Raw genomic sequence first — 15,634 nt, forward strand, 5'->3', positions numbered from 1 at the left:
CGTTTCAGGCCGCGGCGAGCGCGTCGAAGCGTTTCGGGTCCAGCACGCGTACCCCGTCCGGAACGATCACGATCAGTTTTTCCCGCTCCAACTTGGTGAAGGTGCGGCTTACGGTTTCGATCGTCAGGCCGAGGAAGTCGGCGATGTCCTGACGGCCCATCGGCAGGCTGACGGTTTTGGTGACGCCTTCCAGCCGGGCCAGACGATCGCGCCAACCGACCAGGAAGGCAGCGACCTTCTCCTCGGCGGAGCGGCGGCCGAGCAGCAGCATCTGATCCTGGGCGAGGCTGAGTTCGCGGGTGGCGAAGTCGTTCATGCGGAGCAACATCTGCGGGCGATTTTCGATGAAGCGCAGGAACGGACCGCGGAAGAACTTGCAGACGGTCACGCCGCCGATCGAGTCGGCCGAGAAGGAGTAGCGGTTACCTGGTGCCATTCCGAGGAAATCGCCGGGAAGCGCAAAGCCGATGATCTGGCGACGGCCATCGGGCAGCAGCTTGTACAGGCGGGCGATCCCCTCGATCAGGCTGTAGACCGAGTCAGCGACTTCGTCCTCGGAGAACAGCGCTTCCTTCGGCCCGTAACGGACATGCTGGGCAAGACGTTCGAACTCTTCGTGGTCGGCAGGGCCGAGTTCGCCACAGATCGCCAGCCCACGCACCGCGCAGTGCGTCTCACAGCGAAATCCCTCGCAAGTCGTCGTCGGATAAGCGAGATGCGGCATCCATCACTCCATGCGGTCGCCAGACTGAACTCTCCTGGCGCGCATCGCCGTCAACTGACCGCCCATTCTGCGCCAGAAGAGTTAATATGTCGGCAATTCGTCAAGGCAGCTTGACACAGATCAAGGTCATGACACGACCGTCATGCATCGTGCAAGTCGTTGTTTGGCGACCTGTTTTTACCGACCGGGCGGCTCATGGGACGACTACTCGCCTGCACGGCGATCCTGCTAATTGTGGCCAGCCAAGCGGCGGCCGCCGCGACTCCGTCGGAGCGCCGCGGCCTCGGCTTCGCCAAATCACACTGTGCGCGCTGCCATGCTATCGGCCGTAGCGGTAAAAGTCGGCTCGAACAGGCCCCGCCGTTCCGCACGCTTCACACGCGCTATCCCGTCGAGACGCTGGCAGAGGCGTTTGCTGAAGGTATTTATACCGGCCACCCGCGGATGCCGGCGTTCGAACTCGATCCAGACCAGATCAACGACCTTTTGTCGTACCTGAAGACCTTGGAGCGGTAGTCGACCTGCCTGGGGGTGTCGAGGCCGGCTCGGCGTCGGCGTGACCGGCTGCGAGCGCCTGCGCTGCCCACGGCACCAGCTCCTTGGCGATGGTATCGAACGACTTGTCGAACGCGGTGACGGCCGCAGCTGGCTCAGGCTTGTCGAGCGGCGTCGCCTGCTGAAACAGCCTGGCCGCAACCAGCTTGCCTTCCTTGTCGATGATCTTGGCGCTGAACGCGATCTCGGCGCGAAGCGCATCCGCTTCACCGATCACCTGAAAACTCCTGATATCGGTCAGCAGTTGGTAGTCCGGCTGCACGGCATCGTTCGGGCGCATCGGCGCGTGGGCGATGTCGTAGTTTTCGAAGCTTTGGATCAGCTTCTCCTGCAGCATCTTCGGGAGGCTGTCGCTCCACTGCGCGCCGGCAAAGGCCGGAACTTCCAGACCGGGCGCCAGCAGCATCTTCTGGCTGTCGAACAGAACCACCGTATTGGATTCCGGAATGGTGAGCTGCGCCTTGAGCGGCGGCGATGGCGGCGGGAAGCCGGTCGCGGCCGACAGGTCGTACACCACCTTCTTCACCACCGGTTCGTTCGCGCCGGTCATCCGCTCGACACCGCCAAGGATCCCGTCCAGCTTCTCTGTCTTCCCCGCCAGCCACTCCGAGAACGTCTTGAAGTTGGCGATGGTGTCTTTCAGCGGGCCGGAGTTTTCGCCGAGCACGGTATCGACCTTGCGCAGCGCCTCGCGGGCAGCCTGGGTCATGCTCATGCCCGCTCCCGGCTCGGCCACCAGCGTGGTGGCGATCGCCGAGCCGCTGAGCTGCTTGCCGCCTTCGAGCGCCACCACCGGCACGCCGGTCAGGCCCTGGAAATCCAAGCCAACCTTGGTGTCCGGACGGACCGGCGTTGACGGCGCCACCGCGATGGTCGCATCGACCCGCCGCGGATCATCCGAGGCCAGCGACAGCGCCGTGACCTCGCCAACCCGGATGCCGTTGAACAGCACGGCGGCGCCAACCAGCAGCCCCGGCACCGGATCTCGGAATTGGATGTGATAGCTGGTGCGCGCACCGACGCCCGAAGTGTTGTGCAGCCAGAACACGAAGCCGAACACCGCAAAGATCGCCGCGAGTACGAACGCACCGACGATCACGAAAGGAGCACGAGTTTCCATGGCGTGGCGTCCTAGTCCTGTCTGGGCTGGAGCATCGCCGAGCGCTTGCCGTGGAAATAGGCCCGCACCCAGGGATGTTCGGATTGCAGCAATTCGCGCATCGGCCCCACCGCCACGATCTTGCCGTCAGCCAGCGCCGCAACGCGGTCGCAGACGACGTTGAGGCTGGCGAGATCGTGAGTCACCATGAACACGGTGAGCCCGAGCGTGGTTTGCAGGGTCTTGATCAGTTGATCGAAGTCACCGGCCGCGATCGGGTCGAGGCCGCTGGTGGGTTCGTCGAGAAACACGATCGAGGGATCGAGCGCCAGCGCACGGGCCAGCGCCACACGCTTGGTCATGCCACCGGACAGCTGCGACGGGTACTTGTCCCAATCGTCTGGGGCGATACCGACCATCTCGAGCTTGGCGGTGGCGATCTCGTCCTGCAGCTTCTCCGACATGTCGAGCATCTCGCGCAGCGGGAACTGCACGTTCTGCCGCGCGGTGAGCGAAGAGAACAGCGCGCCCTGCTGAAACAGGATGCCCCAAGTCGCCGCCACTGCCCCGCGCGCCCGGCCGAAGCCGCGCTCGGTATCGTGGCCCATCACTTCGATATGCCCGCTTTGCTTGGGGATCAGCCCGATGATGGTGCGCATCAGTACCGACTTGCCGCCACCCGACGCGCCGACCAGTCCGAGGATTTCACCACGGCGGACATCGAGCGACAGATGATTGAGGACGGTCTGCCGGCCGAATCCGACCACGAGGTCGGCGACGCGGATGGCATAGAGTTGAGCGAGCGCGTCCATCGCTACATCCCGATCGACGCGAAGAAAACAGCAAACAATCCATCCAGCACGATCACCAGAAAGATCGACTTCACCACCGAGGTGGTGGTCTGCAGGCCGAGCGACTCGGCGCTGCCCTTGACCCGCAGGCCCTCGCTGCAGGCGACGATGCCGATCACCAGCGCCATGAACGGCGCCTTCCACATCCCGACCTGGAAGGAGTTCAGCGACACGGCCTCGTGCAGCCGGGCGATGAATACCGAGGGCTGCATCCCTCCATAGAACCACGCCGTCAGCAGGCCGCCATACAGCGCCGCCATCGAGCCGATGAAGGCCAGGATCGGCAGCGCGATCACCAGCGCGATGATCCGCGGCAGGATCAGCACCTCAACGGGATCAAGGCCCATGGTCGAGAGCGCGTCGATCTCTTCCCGCATCTTCATCGAGCCGAGCTCGGCCGTGTAGGCGCTCCCCGACCGGCCGGCGACCATGATCGCGACGATCAGCACGCCGATCTCGCGCAGCACCAGGATGCCGACCATGTCGACGACATAGGAATCAGCACCGAACTTACGGAAGTGGAAGATCCCCTGCTGGGCGATGATCGCGCCGATCAGGAAGGTGATCAGCACCATGATCGGGATTGCCTGCCAGCCGACCCTGTAGACCTGGTAAGTCAACGAGGTCAGTCGCAGCGAGCGCGGCCGCCGCAGCACACCCAGCAGCACGGCACCGAGGGCACCGAGCATTGCCAGAAACACCGCGATATCAGTGGTGGCGCTCCAGGCTGACCGACCAATTTCGTCGAGCTTCGCGATGATCGGGTTGGGCTTCGGGTGCGGGGTTGGCCCACGACGATTGAGCTGCCGCACCTCGTCGATCAGCTCTGCGTAGCTCGCGGAAATGCCTTTGAACTGCGCGGTGCGGCCAGCCTGTGCGGCGCTGCGCGATAGCTTTTCGAGCACCCAGGCGCCGATCGTGTCGATCTCGCCGATCTCCGCCATATCGATGGTGAGCGACTTCGCCGCCGCGATCTGAGGAGCAACGTCCTCAGACAGTTGCTCCATGAATTTGCTGTTGGTCGCGGTCCAAGCCCCTTTCGGCTTGAGCTCCAGCGTATCGCCATCGGTCTTGGCATTCAGCACAGGCGCGAGGCTCACGGCTGGTCCCATCCGGTCTCGAAGGCCAGCATGCGCTGCTCCGTTTCGATTCGCCCCGACGCGTTGCAGCGCACAGTTTGCGTCGTGTACCGCGATTGATGCAAATCAATTATGCCGCTTCTGCTCTGCGTCAGCATCGTTCGCGATGCCAGGAGCGAAACAATGACCAAAGCTACGCCCTCCGCAATCCTCAACACCTCGTTGCCGGCGTGCTTCCGCCAGATCAGGCTCGAACTCGCACGAGAACCTGGACATCCTGAAGGCGAAGCGAACATCGCCTATGTGATCATCGCTCCGCTCGACGGCAATGACCGGATCGACGCCGAAATCTGGAAGAAGCACCGCGAAGCCTGCCGTGTGGCACGGCAACGGCCGCATCAGCCGGACAACCTCGGTCACCTGGTGCACCGTCCGGGTGGATCATGGGCATTTCAATATGACAGTGCTGCGAAACTGCCCGACGAAGCCGGCTATCACTTCGCCGACGAACGCTTCGTCCAAGGTGAGTACGTGTCGCTGCGCGAGGAAGGTGACATGCACACCTTCCGTGTGGTCTCCGTGAACCGGCTGTAGCAAGCACGGCACAGCTTCATCATGAGGAGGCGCTCTCGCGCGACGCTGTCGTCACGCCAGCTTGGCGGCGCGCGCGGCTTCTTCGGTCAGCGGTAACCGAACGTTAAGGATGTCCGGCTCGGACGCATCGGTTTTGGTTTCGAAGCCGAGATCGCGGCACATCCGCAGCATCGCGGTGTTCTCGCGCAGCACCTGGCCGCAGACATAATGCAGGCCTTCGGAACGGGCGTATTCGATGATCAGTTTCATCAACGCCCAGCCGAGCCCTTTGCCCTTCAGATCGGAGCGCAGCAGGATGGCGTATTCGCCGCTCTCATAGATCGAGTCCGAGTGGATGCGGACCACGCCGAGCATTTCGCCGGTGATTTCGTCGAACGCCACGAACGCCATCGCGCGGGCGTAGTCGATCTGCGACAGCCGGGCGATGAAGGCGTGGCTGAACTCCTTCATGGCCGCGAAGAACCGCAGCCGCAGATCCTCCGGCGTGACGTGCTTGAGGAATTCGTGGATCGCCGGCTCGTCGTCCGGACGGATCGGCCGCGCCAGTACGCGCCAGCCATCCTTGACGGTCAGATGCCGCTCCCATTCAGTCGGATACGGCTTCACGGCGAAGTGCGAATTGCCGAGGCCGGCGAATTTGCGCTCCGGCGGGCGCACCACGACGCGGGCGTCGATCGCCACCACGCCGCTTTCATCGGCGAGCAGCGGGTTGACGTCGAGTTCGCGGATCTCCGGCAGGTCGGCCGCCATCTGCGACAGCTTCACCAGCGTCAGCGCCACCGCACTCCGCTTCACCTCGGGCACGTCGCGATAGGCGCAAAGCAACTTGGAGACACGGGTACGCGCGATCAGCGACTCGGCGAGAGGCAGATCGAGCGGTGGCAAAGCCAGCGACCGGTCGTCGATCAGTTCGACGCCGGTGCCGCCCTGACCGAACGCGATCACCGGACCGAAGGTCGGATCGTCGGCAATGCCGATGGTCAGCTCGCGCGCCTTCGGGCGCAGGATCATCGGCTGCACCATCACGCCTTCGAGCCGCGCGTCGGGGCGCAGCTTGGCGGCACGCGCCATGATTTCGTTCACCGCAACGCGGACCGCTTCGACGCTGGTGAGATTGAGCACCACGCCGCCGATGTCGGACTTGTGCGGGATGTCGCGCGACAGCACTTTCACCACCACGGTGACGCCCTGCGACAGAAACGACGACGCCCACGACACCGCTTCCTCGGCATTGGTGGCCGCCAGCGTCGGAATCATCGGGATCTGATACGCCGCAAACAGACCGCTGATCTCCAGCGGATCGAGCCAGGTGCGGCCTTCGCGCAGCGCTTTCTCGACGATCGCCCGCGCCGTCTCGGTGTCGGGGTCGAAATCCTTCGGCAGCGATGGCGGCACTTCGGTGAGAAGCTGTACCGCCTCGCGATAGCGCACCATGTTCATGATGCTGCGAACTGCGTCGTCCTCGGTCGGATAGTTCGGGATCGAGGCGGCGTCGAAGGCATGGGTGACCGCCTCCTCGGCGCCGACCCAGACCGCAAACACCGGCTTGAACAGCGTGCGGCGAACGCGCTCCTCACCGACCACGCGGATCACTTCGCGGGCGATGTCCCGCGGCGAAGCCACGGCGGTCTGCACGTTCATCACCAGGATCGCGTCATTATCCGGATCGGAGAGCAGCATCGACAGCGTCGCCGCATAGCGCTCGGCGTCGGCGTCACCGGTGATGTCGATCGGATTGAAGCCGGACCACGAGGTCGGCAGGATCGCGTCGAGCTTCTTGTGCAGATCGGCCGACAGCGTCGCCGGCTCGCCGCCGAGTTCGGCCAGACGGTCGACCGCCAGAATGCCGATGCCGCCGCCATTGGTGAGAATCGCGACACGCTTGCCGCGCGGCGCGCTGACGCGGCCGAGCGTTTCGGCACAGTCGAACAGCTCGCGCAGATCGTACACCCGCAGCATGCCGGCGCGGCGGAACGCAGCCTCGTAAACCGCATCGGCGCCGGCGAACGCGCCGGTGTGGGTCGCAGCCGCTTTGGCGCCGTGCGCCATGCGGCCCGACTTCACCACCACCACCGGCTTGACCCGTGCCGCGGCGCGCGCCGCCGACATGAACTTGCGGGCGTCGGTGACGGCTTCGATGTAGAGCAGGATCGCGCGGGTCTCGAGATCGGCCGCGTAGAAGTCGAGCATGTCGGCGATATCGACGTCGAGCTGATCGCCGATCGAGACGATGCCGGAGAAACCAATCTCCTTGACGGCCGCCCAATCCACCATGCCGGCCGCAATCGCGCCCGACTGCGAGATCAGCGCCAAATTGCCCCGCCGCGGCATGTGGGCGGCGAAGCTGGCGTTGAGATTGACGCCCGGAATCATGATGCCGAGACAGTTCGGCCCGATCAGCCGGATGCCGGACTTGCGCGCAGCGCGATTCGCAGCTTCCGCATAGGAGCCTTTACCGCGTCCCATCTCCGAACTGATGATGATCGCGCCGGCAACGCCGAGTTCGCCAGCTTCGGCGACGACCTTGGCGACCGAGCGCGGCGGCGCCGTAATGACAATCAGATCCGGAACGAAGGAGAGTTCCGCGATCGAACCGACGGTCTTGATGCCGCCGATCTCCGGGTAGCGCGGATTGACGACTCCGATCTGCCCCTTAAATCCCGCCTCGCGCAAATTGGTCAGAACGGCGCGGCCAAGAGAGGCCGGCCGCGGACTGGCGCCGACGACCGCCACGGCTCCGGGCGACAGCAGGGTGCTCAATCGATAGGTCGACATCTCACCTCGACACCGGACGGCCGGCCGCGAACGGCAGCCGTCGCACGATCCGGAATCTGCGCGGCAAAGGTGTACGACAGTTGCTGCAACAAGCCAATGTCGGCCTGGCGCGACGGAGGGACGCGTACTGCTCGCGCAGTTAGCGTACCTTGGTGAAGGTCGCCAGCGCCTTGATGACGTCCTCGCGCGAGATGATACCATCCAGCTTGCGATCGGCGTCCAACACCGGGATGCTGCGGGTCTGGTGTTCGACCATCAACTGCAACACCCGGGTGAGCTTGGTATCGGAGTGCACGTAGAGGAAGTCCCCCGACATGATGTCGCCGACGGTCCGATTCATCAGGTCGTCGTAATGCGGCAGCATCTGGGTCGGGTGGAACGCGAAACAACTCAGGAAATCGTACTTTGTCACCATGCCGATGACACGCTGATCCTCCACCACCGGATAGGCGTTGAAGTCGTCGTGCTCGAACTTGTCCTCCAACTCGCGCATGGTCAGTTCGCGCGACACGGATTTCACCGCTCGCGTCATATGGTCGGCAACGGTTGCCTCTAGAAACTTATACAAGACCGGACCCAATCACTCGGAATTTTCGCCAACGATTTGTGGCGACCCAATGGCGGCCCTGCTAATCGTCGTTGGTGTGCAAATTGACCGCAGCTTTGGCGAATTGAATTGATCAAGGTCAAACCACCGGCAATTCGGGGCGCCGCTTGTTTTTCCTACAACAATGCTCATGATCTGCCCGCCCGGATTGCGCAATCGGGATGCAACGTGATCCATCCTCGGACAGTTCCGCAGCCGCCTAAGTAGTAGTCCCGATGTCCGCCCCAGACGCCAGCTCCACCGCCCCCCCGCAACAAGAGGTCTTCGGCTTCCTGGGCCATGGTGCCGGCGACACGCCCGTGGTGCAGATCGACACCCATGGTGCAGCGGTTTTCCTCGAGGGGAACCGGGCGCTGAAGATCAAGCGTGCCGTCAAATTCCCATTTCTGGACTATTCGACCCTCGCCAAACGAAAGATCGCCTGCGAGCAGGAGCTCGCCGTCGGCCGCCGATTCGCGCCCGCGATCTATCGCCGTGTCGTCCCGGTCACACGCACTGACAAGGGCGCGTTACAGATCGGCGGCGACGGGCCCGCGGTGGAATGGGCCGTCGAGATGATGCGTTTCGACGACAGCGCCACGCTGGATCATCTCGCCCGCGCCGGCTCGCTCGGCCCTGAGCTGATCGACGCCGTCGCCGATGCGATCGCCGCCTCGCATCAGGCCGCGCCTTTGGCGGCGACTGCGCCTTGGGTCGCATCGATCGAACCGATCCTGGCTGACGACACCAACGAGCTTGCTGCAGGCGGTTTTGCTGCAGCCGACGTTGCGATGCTCGACACGAGCAGTCGCGATGCGCTCGGACGGCTGCGTCCGTTGCTGGAGCAGCGCGGTGCGGCAGGCTTCGTCCGCTGGTGCCACGGCGATCTGCACCTCGCCAATATCGTGGTGATCGACGGCAAGCCGACGCTATTCGACGCCATCGAGTTCGACCCGGCCTTCGCCTCGGTCGACGTGCTGTACGATCTCGCCTTTCCGCTGATGGACTTGCTGCACTACGGCCGCGGCAGCGACTCCGCACAACTCTTGAACCGCTATCTCGCGGTGACGAGCGCGGACAATCTCGATGCGCTGTCGGTACTGCCGCTGCTGCTGTCGATGCGCGCCGCGATCCGCGCCAAGGTGATGCTGGCGCGGCCCGCCGCCAATGAGACGATCAGGCAAGCCAATCGGGCGATTGCGGAATCCTATTTTGATCTGGCGCTGCGGCTGATCGGGCCGCCACCGCCCCGGCTGATCGCGGTCGGGGGGCTATCCGGCACCGGCAAATCGGTGCTGGCTCGCGCTCTCTCAGGCCACGTCCCGCCCCTGCCCGGCGCCGTGGTGCTGCGCTCGGATGTGGCCCGCAAACGGCTGCACGGCGTCGCCGACACCGAGAGGCTCCCGGCGACAGCCTACACCGCCGAGGTGACGGAGGCGGTTTATCGCGGCCTCGCCGAGCGCGCCGCGCATATCTTGAAGCAAGGACATTCGGTGATTGTCGATGCGGTGTTCTCCAAGCCCGAGGAGCGCCGCGCGATCGAAAGCGTTGCTGCCGGGCTCGGCGTCCCGTTCCACGGCCTGTTTCTCACCGCCGATCTCGCCACGCGGATCGCACGGGTCGCCGGCCGCATCGGCGATGCCTCCGATGCCACGCCGGAGATCGTCCGGCAGCAGCAAAGCTACGCGCAGGGCGTGGTCGGATGGACCACGATCGACGCCGGCGGCACGCCGGCCGAGACGCTGTCGCTAGCGCTGGCGGCGTTGCCGCAGGCCGCTCAGGTCTGCAGCACGTAGCTGCCAGGCGCGGCCGGAAGTGCGCCCGGATCGACGTCCGGCAATCCGATGCGCGGCGGCGCGACCGGCTCGCCGGAACGGGTGGCGAGCCAATGCACCCATTCGGTCCACCATGAGCCTTCGGCGTGGGGCGCCTGCTTCAACCAATCGTCGGGTCCGACATACGGACCATCGGCTTCCTTGGTCATCACTTGATAACCATGTGCCTTCGGCGACGGCGGCGAGACGATGCCGGCGTTGTGGCCGCCGCCGGTCAGACAGAAGGTGACATCGGCGTCGGCCAGCAAATGGATCTTGAACGTCGACCGCCACGGCGCGACGTGATCGCGCTGCGTTCCGACCACGAAGATCGGCGTGTGGATGTCGGACAGCGCGATCGGCCGGCCATCGACGGTGTAACGGCCTTCAGCCAGATCGTTGTCGAGGAACAGCTTGCGCAAATATTCGGAGTGCATCCGGTATGGCATCCGGGTGGCATCGGCATTCCAGGCCATCAGGTCGTTCGGCTCGGAGCGCACGCCCATCAGATATTCATGCACCAGCCGCGACCAGATCAGATCATTGGAGCGCAGGATCTGGAACGCGCCGGACATCTGAGTGGTGTCGAGCACGCCGCGATTCCACATCATGTCTTCGAGGAAGGCTACCTGGCTCTCGTTGATGAACAGCGTCAGCTCGCCGGCCTCGGTAAAGTCGGTCTGGGCGGCGAACAGCGTGATCGATTTGAGCCGGCTGTCGCCGTCGCGTCCCATCGCAGCCGCCGCAATCGACAGCAGCGTGCCGCCGAGGCAATAACCCACCGCGTGCACCGGCCGTTCCGGCAGGATCGCGCCGATCGTGTCGAGCGCCGCCATCACGCCGAGGCGGCGATAATCTTCGAGCGAAACATCGCGATCCGCGGCAGTCGGATTGCGCCACGAGATCATAAAAACGGTGTACCCCTGATCGGTGAGATACTTCACCAGCGAATTATGCGGCGACAGATCGAGAATGTAGTACTTCATGATCCAGGCCGGCACGATCAGGATCGGCTCCGGCCGCACCGTCTCGGTGGCGGGCGCGTATTGGATCAGCTCGATCAGCTTGTTGCTGTACACCACCTTGCCCGGCGTGACCGCGACGTCCTTACCGACGACGAAATCGTGCTTCGGCTCGTGCGCCATCAGTTCGAGCAGATCTTCCCACCAATTGCGAAAGCCATCGGCGAGATTGCGTCCTTCGGTCGACACGGTGCGGCGAAGCACTTCCGGGTTGGTGAGGGCGAAGTTCGACGGCGCCAAGACGTCGAGCATCTGCCGGGTCGCGAACTCGACGATCTTCTCATTCTGCTCGGAGACGCCGCGAATGTTGGTGGTGGCGTCGTGCCACCACTGCTCGGCCAGCAGAAAGCCCTGCGCCATCAGGTTGAACGGCGGCTCGCGCCATTCCGGCGCGCTGAAGCGGCGGTCCTGCGGCTGCGGAGCAATCAGCGACCATGGCGCGGTCTGACCGACCGAGGCTTCGGCGAGCTGCGTCCCACGGCGCAGCGCTTCGTTGACAAGATCCATCCGCTGCGTCGGTGCCCAGAACAGATGTGACAGCCAGTCGGCATAGGCGAGCGTCAGCGCGGTCGGCGACAGCCCGCCGGTCAGCGGCGCCAGCGTCGCATGCAGGGTGCGGTCGCTGTCGCTCGGGCCGAGGTGCCTGGCCGGCGGCTTGGGGGCGGGCGGTTCGGCAGCAATGGGGGTGACCGGTGTCTGCAGCATCATGGCCTCGTACTGATACTTCGACGCACTCGAATATGCGGTCCTTTGACCGGATTCGCAGCGGGTATTGCCACCGACATATAGGACGACGAAGATGTCATCGCTTAGTCACGCGTCCGTGGAATCCATCGAGGCTTGCCCGATGGTTAAGCGGGCGTAGCGTCGAACTTTTGCGACAGGATCGCATCTGGCGATATTCCGTCCCTTGATGCCGATCAACACATCGGTTTTCTCGTGCAAGATCGCCCGCTGTTCTGGCTCCACCCGATCGAGACGCTGCTCGCCCAGTTCGAGAGTCGGCGCGAAGGGTTGAGCTCCGACGAGGCCGCACACCGGCTCGCACGCTACGGCCGCAACGCCTTCCACCCGCCGGCCGGTCAATCACTGCTCGCCAAGATTGGCAAGCGGATGCTCAATCCGCTGGTGGCGATCCTGCTCGTCGCCGCCGCGATCTCGAGCATCAGCGGCGATCTCGGCAGCTTCGTCATCATCCTGACGGTGATCACCTTTTCGATCACTTTGGACATCGTCCAAGAGCATCACGCCGAAGCGGCGGCCGAGAACCTCCGGCGCTCAGTTGCAGTCAGGGCCGACGTCTATCGCGACGGTAAGGTCACCCCACTGCCGGTCGAGGATATCGTGCCCGGCGACGTGGTCGAACTACGCGCCGGCGATTTGGTCCCGGCCGATGGCGTCGTGATCGAGGCCCATAACGCGCAGGTCAACGAATCCCTGATGACCGGCGAGGCGTTTCCATCGGCAAAGAACAGCGGGCCATGCCACAGTCCGACCCCGGCGGACGCGGCCAATGCGTTGTTCGCAGGGACCAGCATGGTCGGAGGAAGCGCCGTGATGCTGGTGGTGGCGACCGGGCAAGACACCCGGTTCGGCGGCATCGTTACCGCGCTGGCAGCGAACGAGCCCGAGACCGCGCTGGAAAAGGGCGTGCACAGCCTCGGCCTGCTGATCCTCCGGCTCACCGTATTTCTCACGCTGTTCGTGCTGCTGGCCCATCTGGTCGCCGGCCGGCCGCCGATCGAGTCGTTCCTGTTTGCGGTGGCGCTCGCCGTCGGCCTGACGCCAGAGCTGCTGCCGATGGTGATGACGGTGACGCTGGCGCGGGGAGCGCTGCGGATGGCCGCCAAGAAGGTGATCGTCAAGCGGCTGTCGGCGATCCACGACCTCGGCGCGATGGACGTCTTGTGCACCGACAAGACCGGCACGCTGACGCAGGCCACCGTGACACTTGTCGATCACCTTGGCCCTGACGGCGCCACCAGTGATCGGCTTCTGACCTTCGCCACGATCAACAGCCGGTTCGAGACAGGGGTCCGGAGCCCGCTCGACCAAGCCGTTCTGTCCCATCCGAACCTGCCCGAAACTGCCTCCTGGCAGCGGCTCGGCGAAGTACCGTTCGATTTCGAACGCCGCTGCGTCTCGGTGCTCGCCGCCGACGGCGATGGGCCATGGCTGATCAGCAAAGGCGCCCCGGAGGCGATCCTGTCGCGAGCCACCGGCCTTGATGGCGGCGATGGCGCGGTCCGGCCGCTTGACGACACTGCGCGAGCCGCGCTGGAGCAGCTGCAACAGGCTCAGGTGACGCTGGGCTACCGGCTGCTGGCGGTTGCGGCCAAGCGGATGCCCGCCGGCACCACCGAGATCAGCCTCGCCGACGAACGCGACCTCGTCCTGATGGGCTTCTGCGTGTTCTCTGATCCGCCGAAGCCGGATGCCGCCGCCGCGATCGCGACGCTGCAATCCCTCGGCGTCAGGCTGAAGGTGATCTCGGGCGATCACGGCGCAGTGGTACAGCATGTCGCCAATGCGGTCGGTCTGCCGAATGCGCAAATGCTGACGGGTGCCGAGATCGCCGAGCTCAGCGAGACCGCGCTCGCCGCGCGGATCGAGCACGTCGATCTGTTCGCACGGGTCGATCCGGACCAGAAGACCAGAATCATCCAGGCGCTGCAGCGCCGCGGCCACGTCGTCGGCTTCATGGGCGACGGCATCAACGATGCACCGGCGATCCGGGCCGCGCATGTCGGCCTGTCGGTCGAAGGCGCCACCGATGTCGCCCGCGCGGCCGCCGACATGATCATGCTGGATTCCGATCTCGCGGTGCTGGCGGACGGCGTCCGCGAAGGACGGCGGACCTTCGCGAACATCCTCAAATACGTGCGGATGGGCACCAGCTCGAATTTCGGAAACATGCTGTCGATGGCGCTGGCCTCGATCGTCTTGCCGTTCCTGCCGCTACTGCCGATGCAGATCCTGCTCAACAACCTGCTCTACGACCTGTCCGAGATTGGCATTCCGTTCGACAGCGTCGATTCAGGCGATGTCGAACGACCCCACAGCTGGGACATGAAGAGCATCTTGCGCTTCACCATGATCATGGGCGCGGTGTCGTCGGTGTTCGATATCGCCACCTTCGCCGTGCTGCTCAACGTCTTCGACGCCCAGGAAGCGACGTTCCAGACGGCGTGGTTTGTGGAATCGATCGCGACCCAGATCCTGGTGATCTTCCTGATCCGTTCGAGCGGCCCGTTCTGGACCAGCCGCCCGCATTGGATCCTGGCCGCGACATCGCTCGGCGCGCTCGCCTTCGCCATCGCGTTGGTGGTGAGCCCATTGCGATCGGTGTTCGGCTTCGCCCCGATCGGGGCACAACTCGGCTTGATGCTGGCCGTGATTGTGATCTGCTATCTGATCTGCGCCGAGCTCGCCAAACGGCTGGCGCTGGCAAATCTGAGCAGTCACCGCGGCCGGCGGCGGCACGCCGCGCATCCCCGGCATTAGACACGCCGGCGCCGAGTTTGTGGCGCCGGAGCACAGCCAGTTGTGCTGGAAGGTCGCTAGCGCGCCAGGAAGGCGCAGCGCGAGGTCTGCTCCAAGAGATGCTGGGTGACGCCGCCGAGGATCCATTCGCGGAAGCGCGAACGTCCGTAGGCGCCTGCGACCACGATGCCGGCGCCGACCTGGCGGGCGATGTCGGTGATCTGCCGGGAGACATCGCCGGTGTGTTCGGGCACCTCACCGATGGCATGGATGTGATGACGCGACAGCCAATCGACGACGTCATGCACACCGGCAAGCGCGGCGGCGCGGCCATGGTCTTCTTCGCTCTCGACGATCTCGACCACGGTGACGTGGCTGGCTTGGCGCAGCAGCGGCAGCGCGTCGACGATCGCGCGCCGCGCCTCGGGATTGTCCTTCCACGCCACCAGCACGCTCGACAGATCAATCCGGCAGACGTTCGGCGGCACCACCAACAGCGGGCGGCCGATCTCCATCACGAGGTCGGCCGGAGCGGCTGACGCGAACGGATCGGACAGCAGGCTCGACACGCCGGCGCCGCACACCACGATGTCCGCGGCGCGCGCCTGCTGCACGATGTAGCGCGACGGCTGTTCGATGGCGCTGCGCCATTGCAGTTCGCGGGTGTGGCCGCTCATCGCCTGGCGGAATTCGGCTTCCAGATCCGACAGACGCTGCTTGATGGTCGCGAGCCCCTCCACCATCAGGCGCTCGGCCTGGCTGCCGGACATGTAGTACACCGGCGGGCTCAGTTCGGAGGCCGCAATCCCGATCAGGCGCGACTCGAAGCGCTCTGCCAATTCCGCCGCGATGCTGAGACGACACGCGTTGGGCTGGTCGAACGCGAGCGCGACCATCACCGTCGAGTACGTCATCGGGCACCTCCCGGGAACCACCGCGGCAACCACAATCCTGCAGCCACCGCTCACCGCTTCCGGCCACTGCAACGGAGCCATGATCCCGCAACAGAGCTTTCAGATACGATGAGCTAGATCAAAGTAACCCGCAAGCAC

General features: G+C 64.6%; 12 protein-coding genes. 4 read left to right on the forward strand and 8 right to left on the reverse strand.

The genetic code is table 11. The features are described from left to right. Positions 1-4: 4 nt before the first annotated feature. Positions 5-724 (reverse strand): transcriptional activatory protein AadR, encoded by a 720-nt coding sequence (gene aadR, locus RPPS3_RS21285; protein ID WP_011159769.1) that lies wholly within the window; start codon positions 722-724, stop codon positions 5-7. A gap of 195 nt (positions 725-919) precedes the next feature. Here aadR and RPPS3_RS21290 point away from each other — a divergent pair, with 195 nt between their 5' ends. Then, a complete protein-coding gene (locus RPPS3_RS21290) occupies positions 920-1,240 on the forward strand; it encodes a c-type cytochrome (protein WP_107346722.1) in 321 nt (106 codons plus the stop codon). Here the strand turns inward: RPPS3_RS21290 and RPPS3_RS21295 are convergent. Genes RPPS3_RS21295 through RPPS3_RS21305 form a run of 3 tightly spaced genes read right to left on the reverse strand, consistent with a single transcriptional unit; the run spans position 1,200 to position 4,341 of the window. Beyond that, positions 1,200-2,399, reverse strand: coding sequence for an ABC-type transport auxiliary lipoprotein family protein (locus tag RPPS3_RS21295; RefSeq protein WP_107345829.1), 1,200 nt, complete (start codon positions 2,397-2,399; stop codon positions 1,200-1,202). The two genes, RPPS3_RS21290 and RPPS3_RS21295, sit on opposite strands and share 41 nt — an antisense overlap. 11 nt (positions 2,400-2,410) lie before the next feature. Next, on the reverse strand, positions 2,411-3,190 hold the full coding sequence (locus RPPS3_RS21300; protein ID WP_107345830.1) for an ABC transporter ATP-binding protein: 780 nt from the start codon (positions 3,188-3,190) through the stop codon (positions 2,411-2,413). Between the two features lie 2 nt (positions 3,191-3,192). Then, positions 3,193-4,341, reverse strand: coding sequence for an ABC transporter permease (locus RPPS3_RS21305; RefSeq protein ID WP_107345831.1), 1,149 nt, complete (start codon positions 4,339-4,341; stop codon positions 3,193-3,195). Positions 4,342-4,491: 150 nt separating this feature from the next. Here RPPS3_RS21305 and RPPS3_RS21310 point away from each other — a divergent pair, with 150 nt between their 5' ends. Next, on the forward strand, positions 4,492-4,902 hold the full coding sequence (locus tag RPPS3_RS21310) for a hypothetical protein (RefSeq protein WP_107345832.1): 411 nt from the start codon (positions 4,492-4,494) through the stop codon (positions 4,900-4,902). Between the two features lie 51 nt (positions 4,903-4,953). On the opposite strand, the gene RPPS3_RS21315 is transcribed toward RPPS3_RS21310, so the two are convergent. Both RPPS3_RS21315 and RPPS3_RS21320 read right to left on the reverse strand, forming a co-directional pair. Continuing rightward, complete coding sequence (locus RPPS3_RS21315) at positions 4,954-7,677, reverse strand: bifunctional acetate--CoA ligase family protein/GNAT family N-acetyltransferase (RefSeq protein ID WP_107345833.1); 2,724 nt, start codon at positions 7,675-7,677, stop codon at positions 4,954-4,956. A 139-nt stretch (positions 7,678-7,816) separates the two neighbouring features. Further along, complete coding sequence (locus RPPS3_RS21320; protein WP_199851765.1) at positions 7,817-8,245, reverse strand: CBS domain-containing protein; 429 nt, start codon at positions 8,243-8,245, stop codon at positions 7,817-7,819. 254 nt (positions 8,246-8,499) lie between these two features. On the opposite strand from RPPS3_RS21320, the gene RPPS3_RS21325 reads away from it, so the two are divergent. Next, positions 8,500-10,059 carry an AAA family ATPase gene (locus RPPS3_RS21325; protein ID WP_107345835.1) on the forward strand — a complete coding sequence of 520 codons (1,560 nt, stop codon included), beginning with the start codon at positions 8,500-8,502 and terminating at the stop codon, positions 10,057-10,059. Here RPPS3_RS21325 and RPPS3_RS21330 read toward each other — a convergent pair. Beyond that, the gene (locus RPPS3_RS21330) at positions 10,041-11,804 is read right to left on the reverse strand and encodes a PHA/PHB synthase family protein (protein ID WP_107346723.1); all 1,764 of its coding nucleotides are present in this window, start codon (positions 11,802-11,804) and stop codon (positions 10,041-10,043) included. The two genes, RPPS3_RS21325 and RPPS3_RS21330, sit on opposite strands and share 19 nt — an antisense overlap. A gap of 234 nt (positions 11,805-12,038) precedes the next feature. On the opposite strand from RPPS3_RS21330, the gene mgtA reads away from it, so the two are divergent. Beyond that, positions 12,039-14,603 carry a magnesium-translocating P-type ATPase gene (gene mgtA / locus RPPS3_RS21335; RefSeq protein ID WP_234820017.1) on the forward strand — a complete coding sequence of 855 codons (2,565 nt, stop codon included), beginning with the start codon at positions 12,039-12,041 and terminating at the stop codon, positions 14,601-14,603. A 56-nt stretch (positions 14,604-14,659) separates the two neighbouring features. On the opposite strand, the gene RPPS3_RS21340 is transcribed toward mgtA, so the two are convergent. Beyond that, positions 14,660-15,496 carry a universal stress protein gene (locus RPPS3_RS21340; RefSeq protein ID WP_107345837.1) on the reverse strand — a complete coding sequence of 279 codons (837 nt, stop codon included), beginning with the start codon at positions 15,494-15,496 and terminating at the stop codon, positions 14,660-14,662. Between the last annotated feature and the right edge of the window lie 138 nt (positions 15,497-15,634).

The organism is Rhodopseudomonas palustris (assembly GCF_003031265.1).
Classification (GTDB): domain Bacteria; phylum Pseudomonadota; class Alphaproteobacteria; order Rhizobiales; family Xanthobacteraceae; genus Rhodopseudomonas; species Rhodopseudomonas palustris_H.

Coding starts and splice junctions, on each gene's coding strand:
- aadR (WP_011159769.1), bottom strand. CDS start 724: ATGCCGCATCTCGCTTATCCGACGACGACTTGCGAGGGATTTCGCTGT.
- RPPS3_RS21290 (WP_107346722.1), top strand. CDS start 920: ATGGGACGACTACTCGCCTGCACGGCGATCCTGCTAATTGTGGCCAGC.
- RPPS3_RS21295 (WP_107345829.1), bottom strand. CDS start 2,399: ATGGAAACTCGTGCTCCTTTCGTGATCGTCGGTGCGTTCGTACTCGCG.
- RPPS3_RS21300 (WP_107345830.1), bottom strand. CDS start 3,190: ATGGACGCGCTCGCTCAACTCTATGCCATCCGCGTCGCCGACCTCGTG.
- RPPS3_RS21305 (WP_107345831.1), bottom strand. CDS start 4,341: ATGGGACCAGCCGTGAGCCTCGCGCCTGTGCTGAATGCCAAGACCGAT.
- RPPS3_RS21310 (WP_107345832.1), top strand. CDS start 4,492: ATGACCAAAGCTACGCCCTCCGCAATCCTCAACACCTCGTTGCCGGCG.
- RPPS3_RS21315 (WP_107345833.1), bottom strand. CDS start 7,677: ATGTCGACCTATCGATTGAGCACCCTGCTGTCGCCCGGAGCCGTGGCG.
- RPPS3_RS21325 (WP_107345835.1), top strand. CDS start 8,500: ATGTCCGCCCCAGACGCCAGCTCCACCGCCCCCCCGCAACAAGAGGTC.
- RPPS3_RS21330 (WP_107346723.1), bottom strand. CDS start 11,804: ATGCTGCAGACACCGGTCACCCCCATTGCTGCCGAACCGCCCGCCCCC.
- RPPS3_RS21340 (WP_107345837.1), bottom strand. CDS start 15,496: ATGACGTACTCGACGGTGATGGTCGCGCTCGCGTTCGACCAGCCCAAC.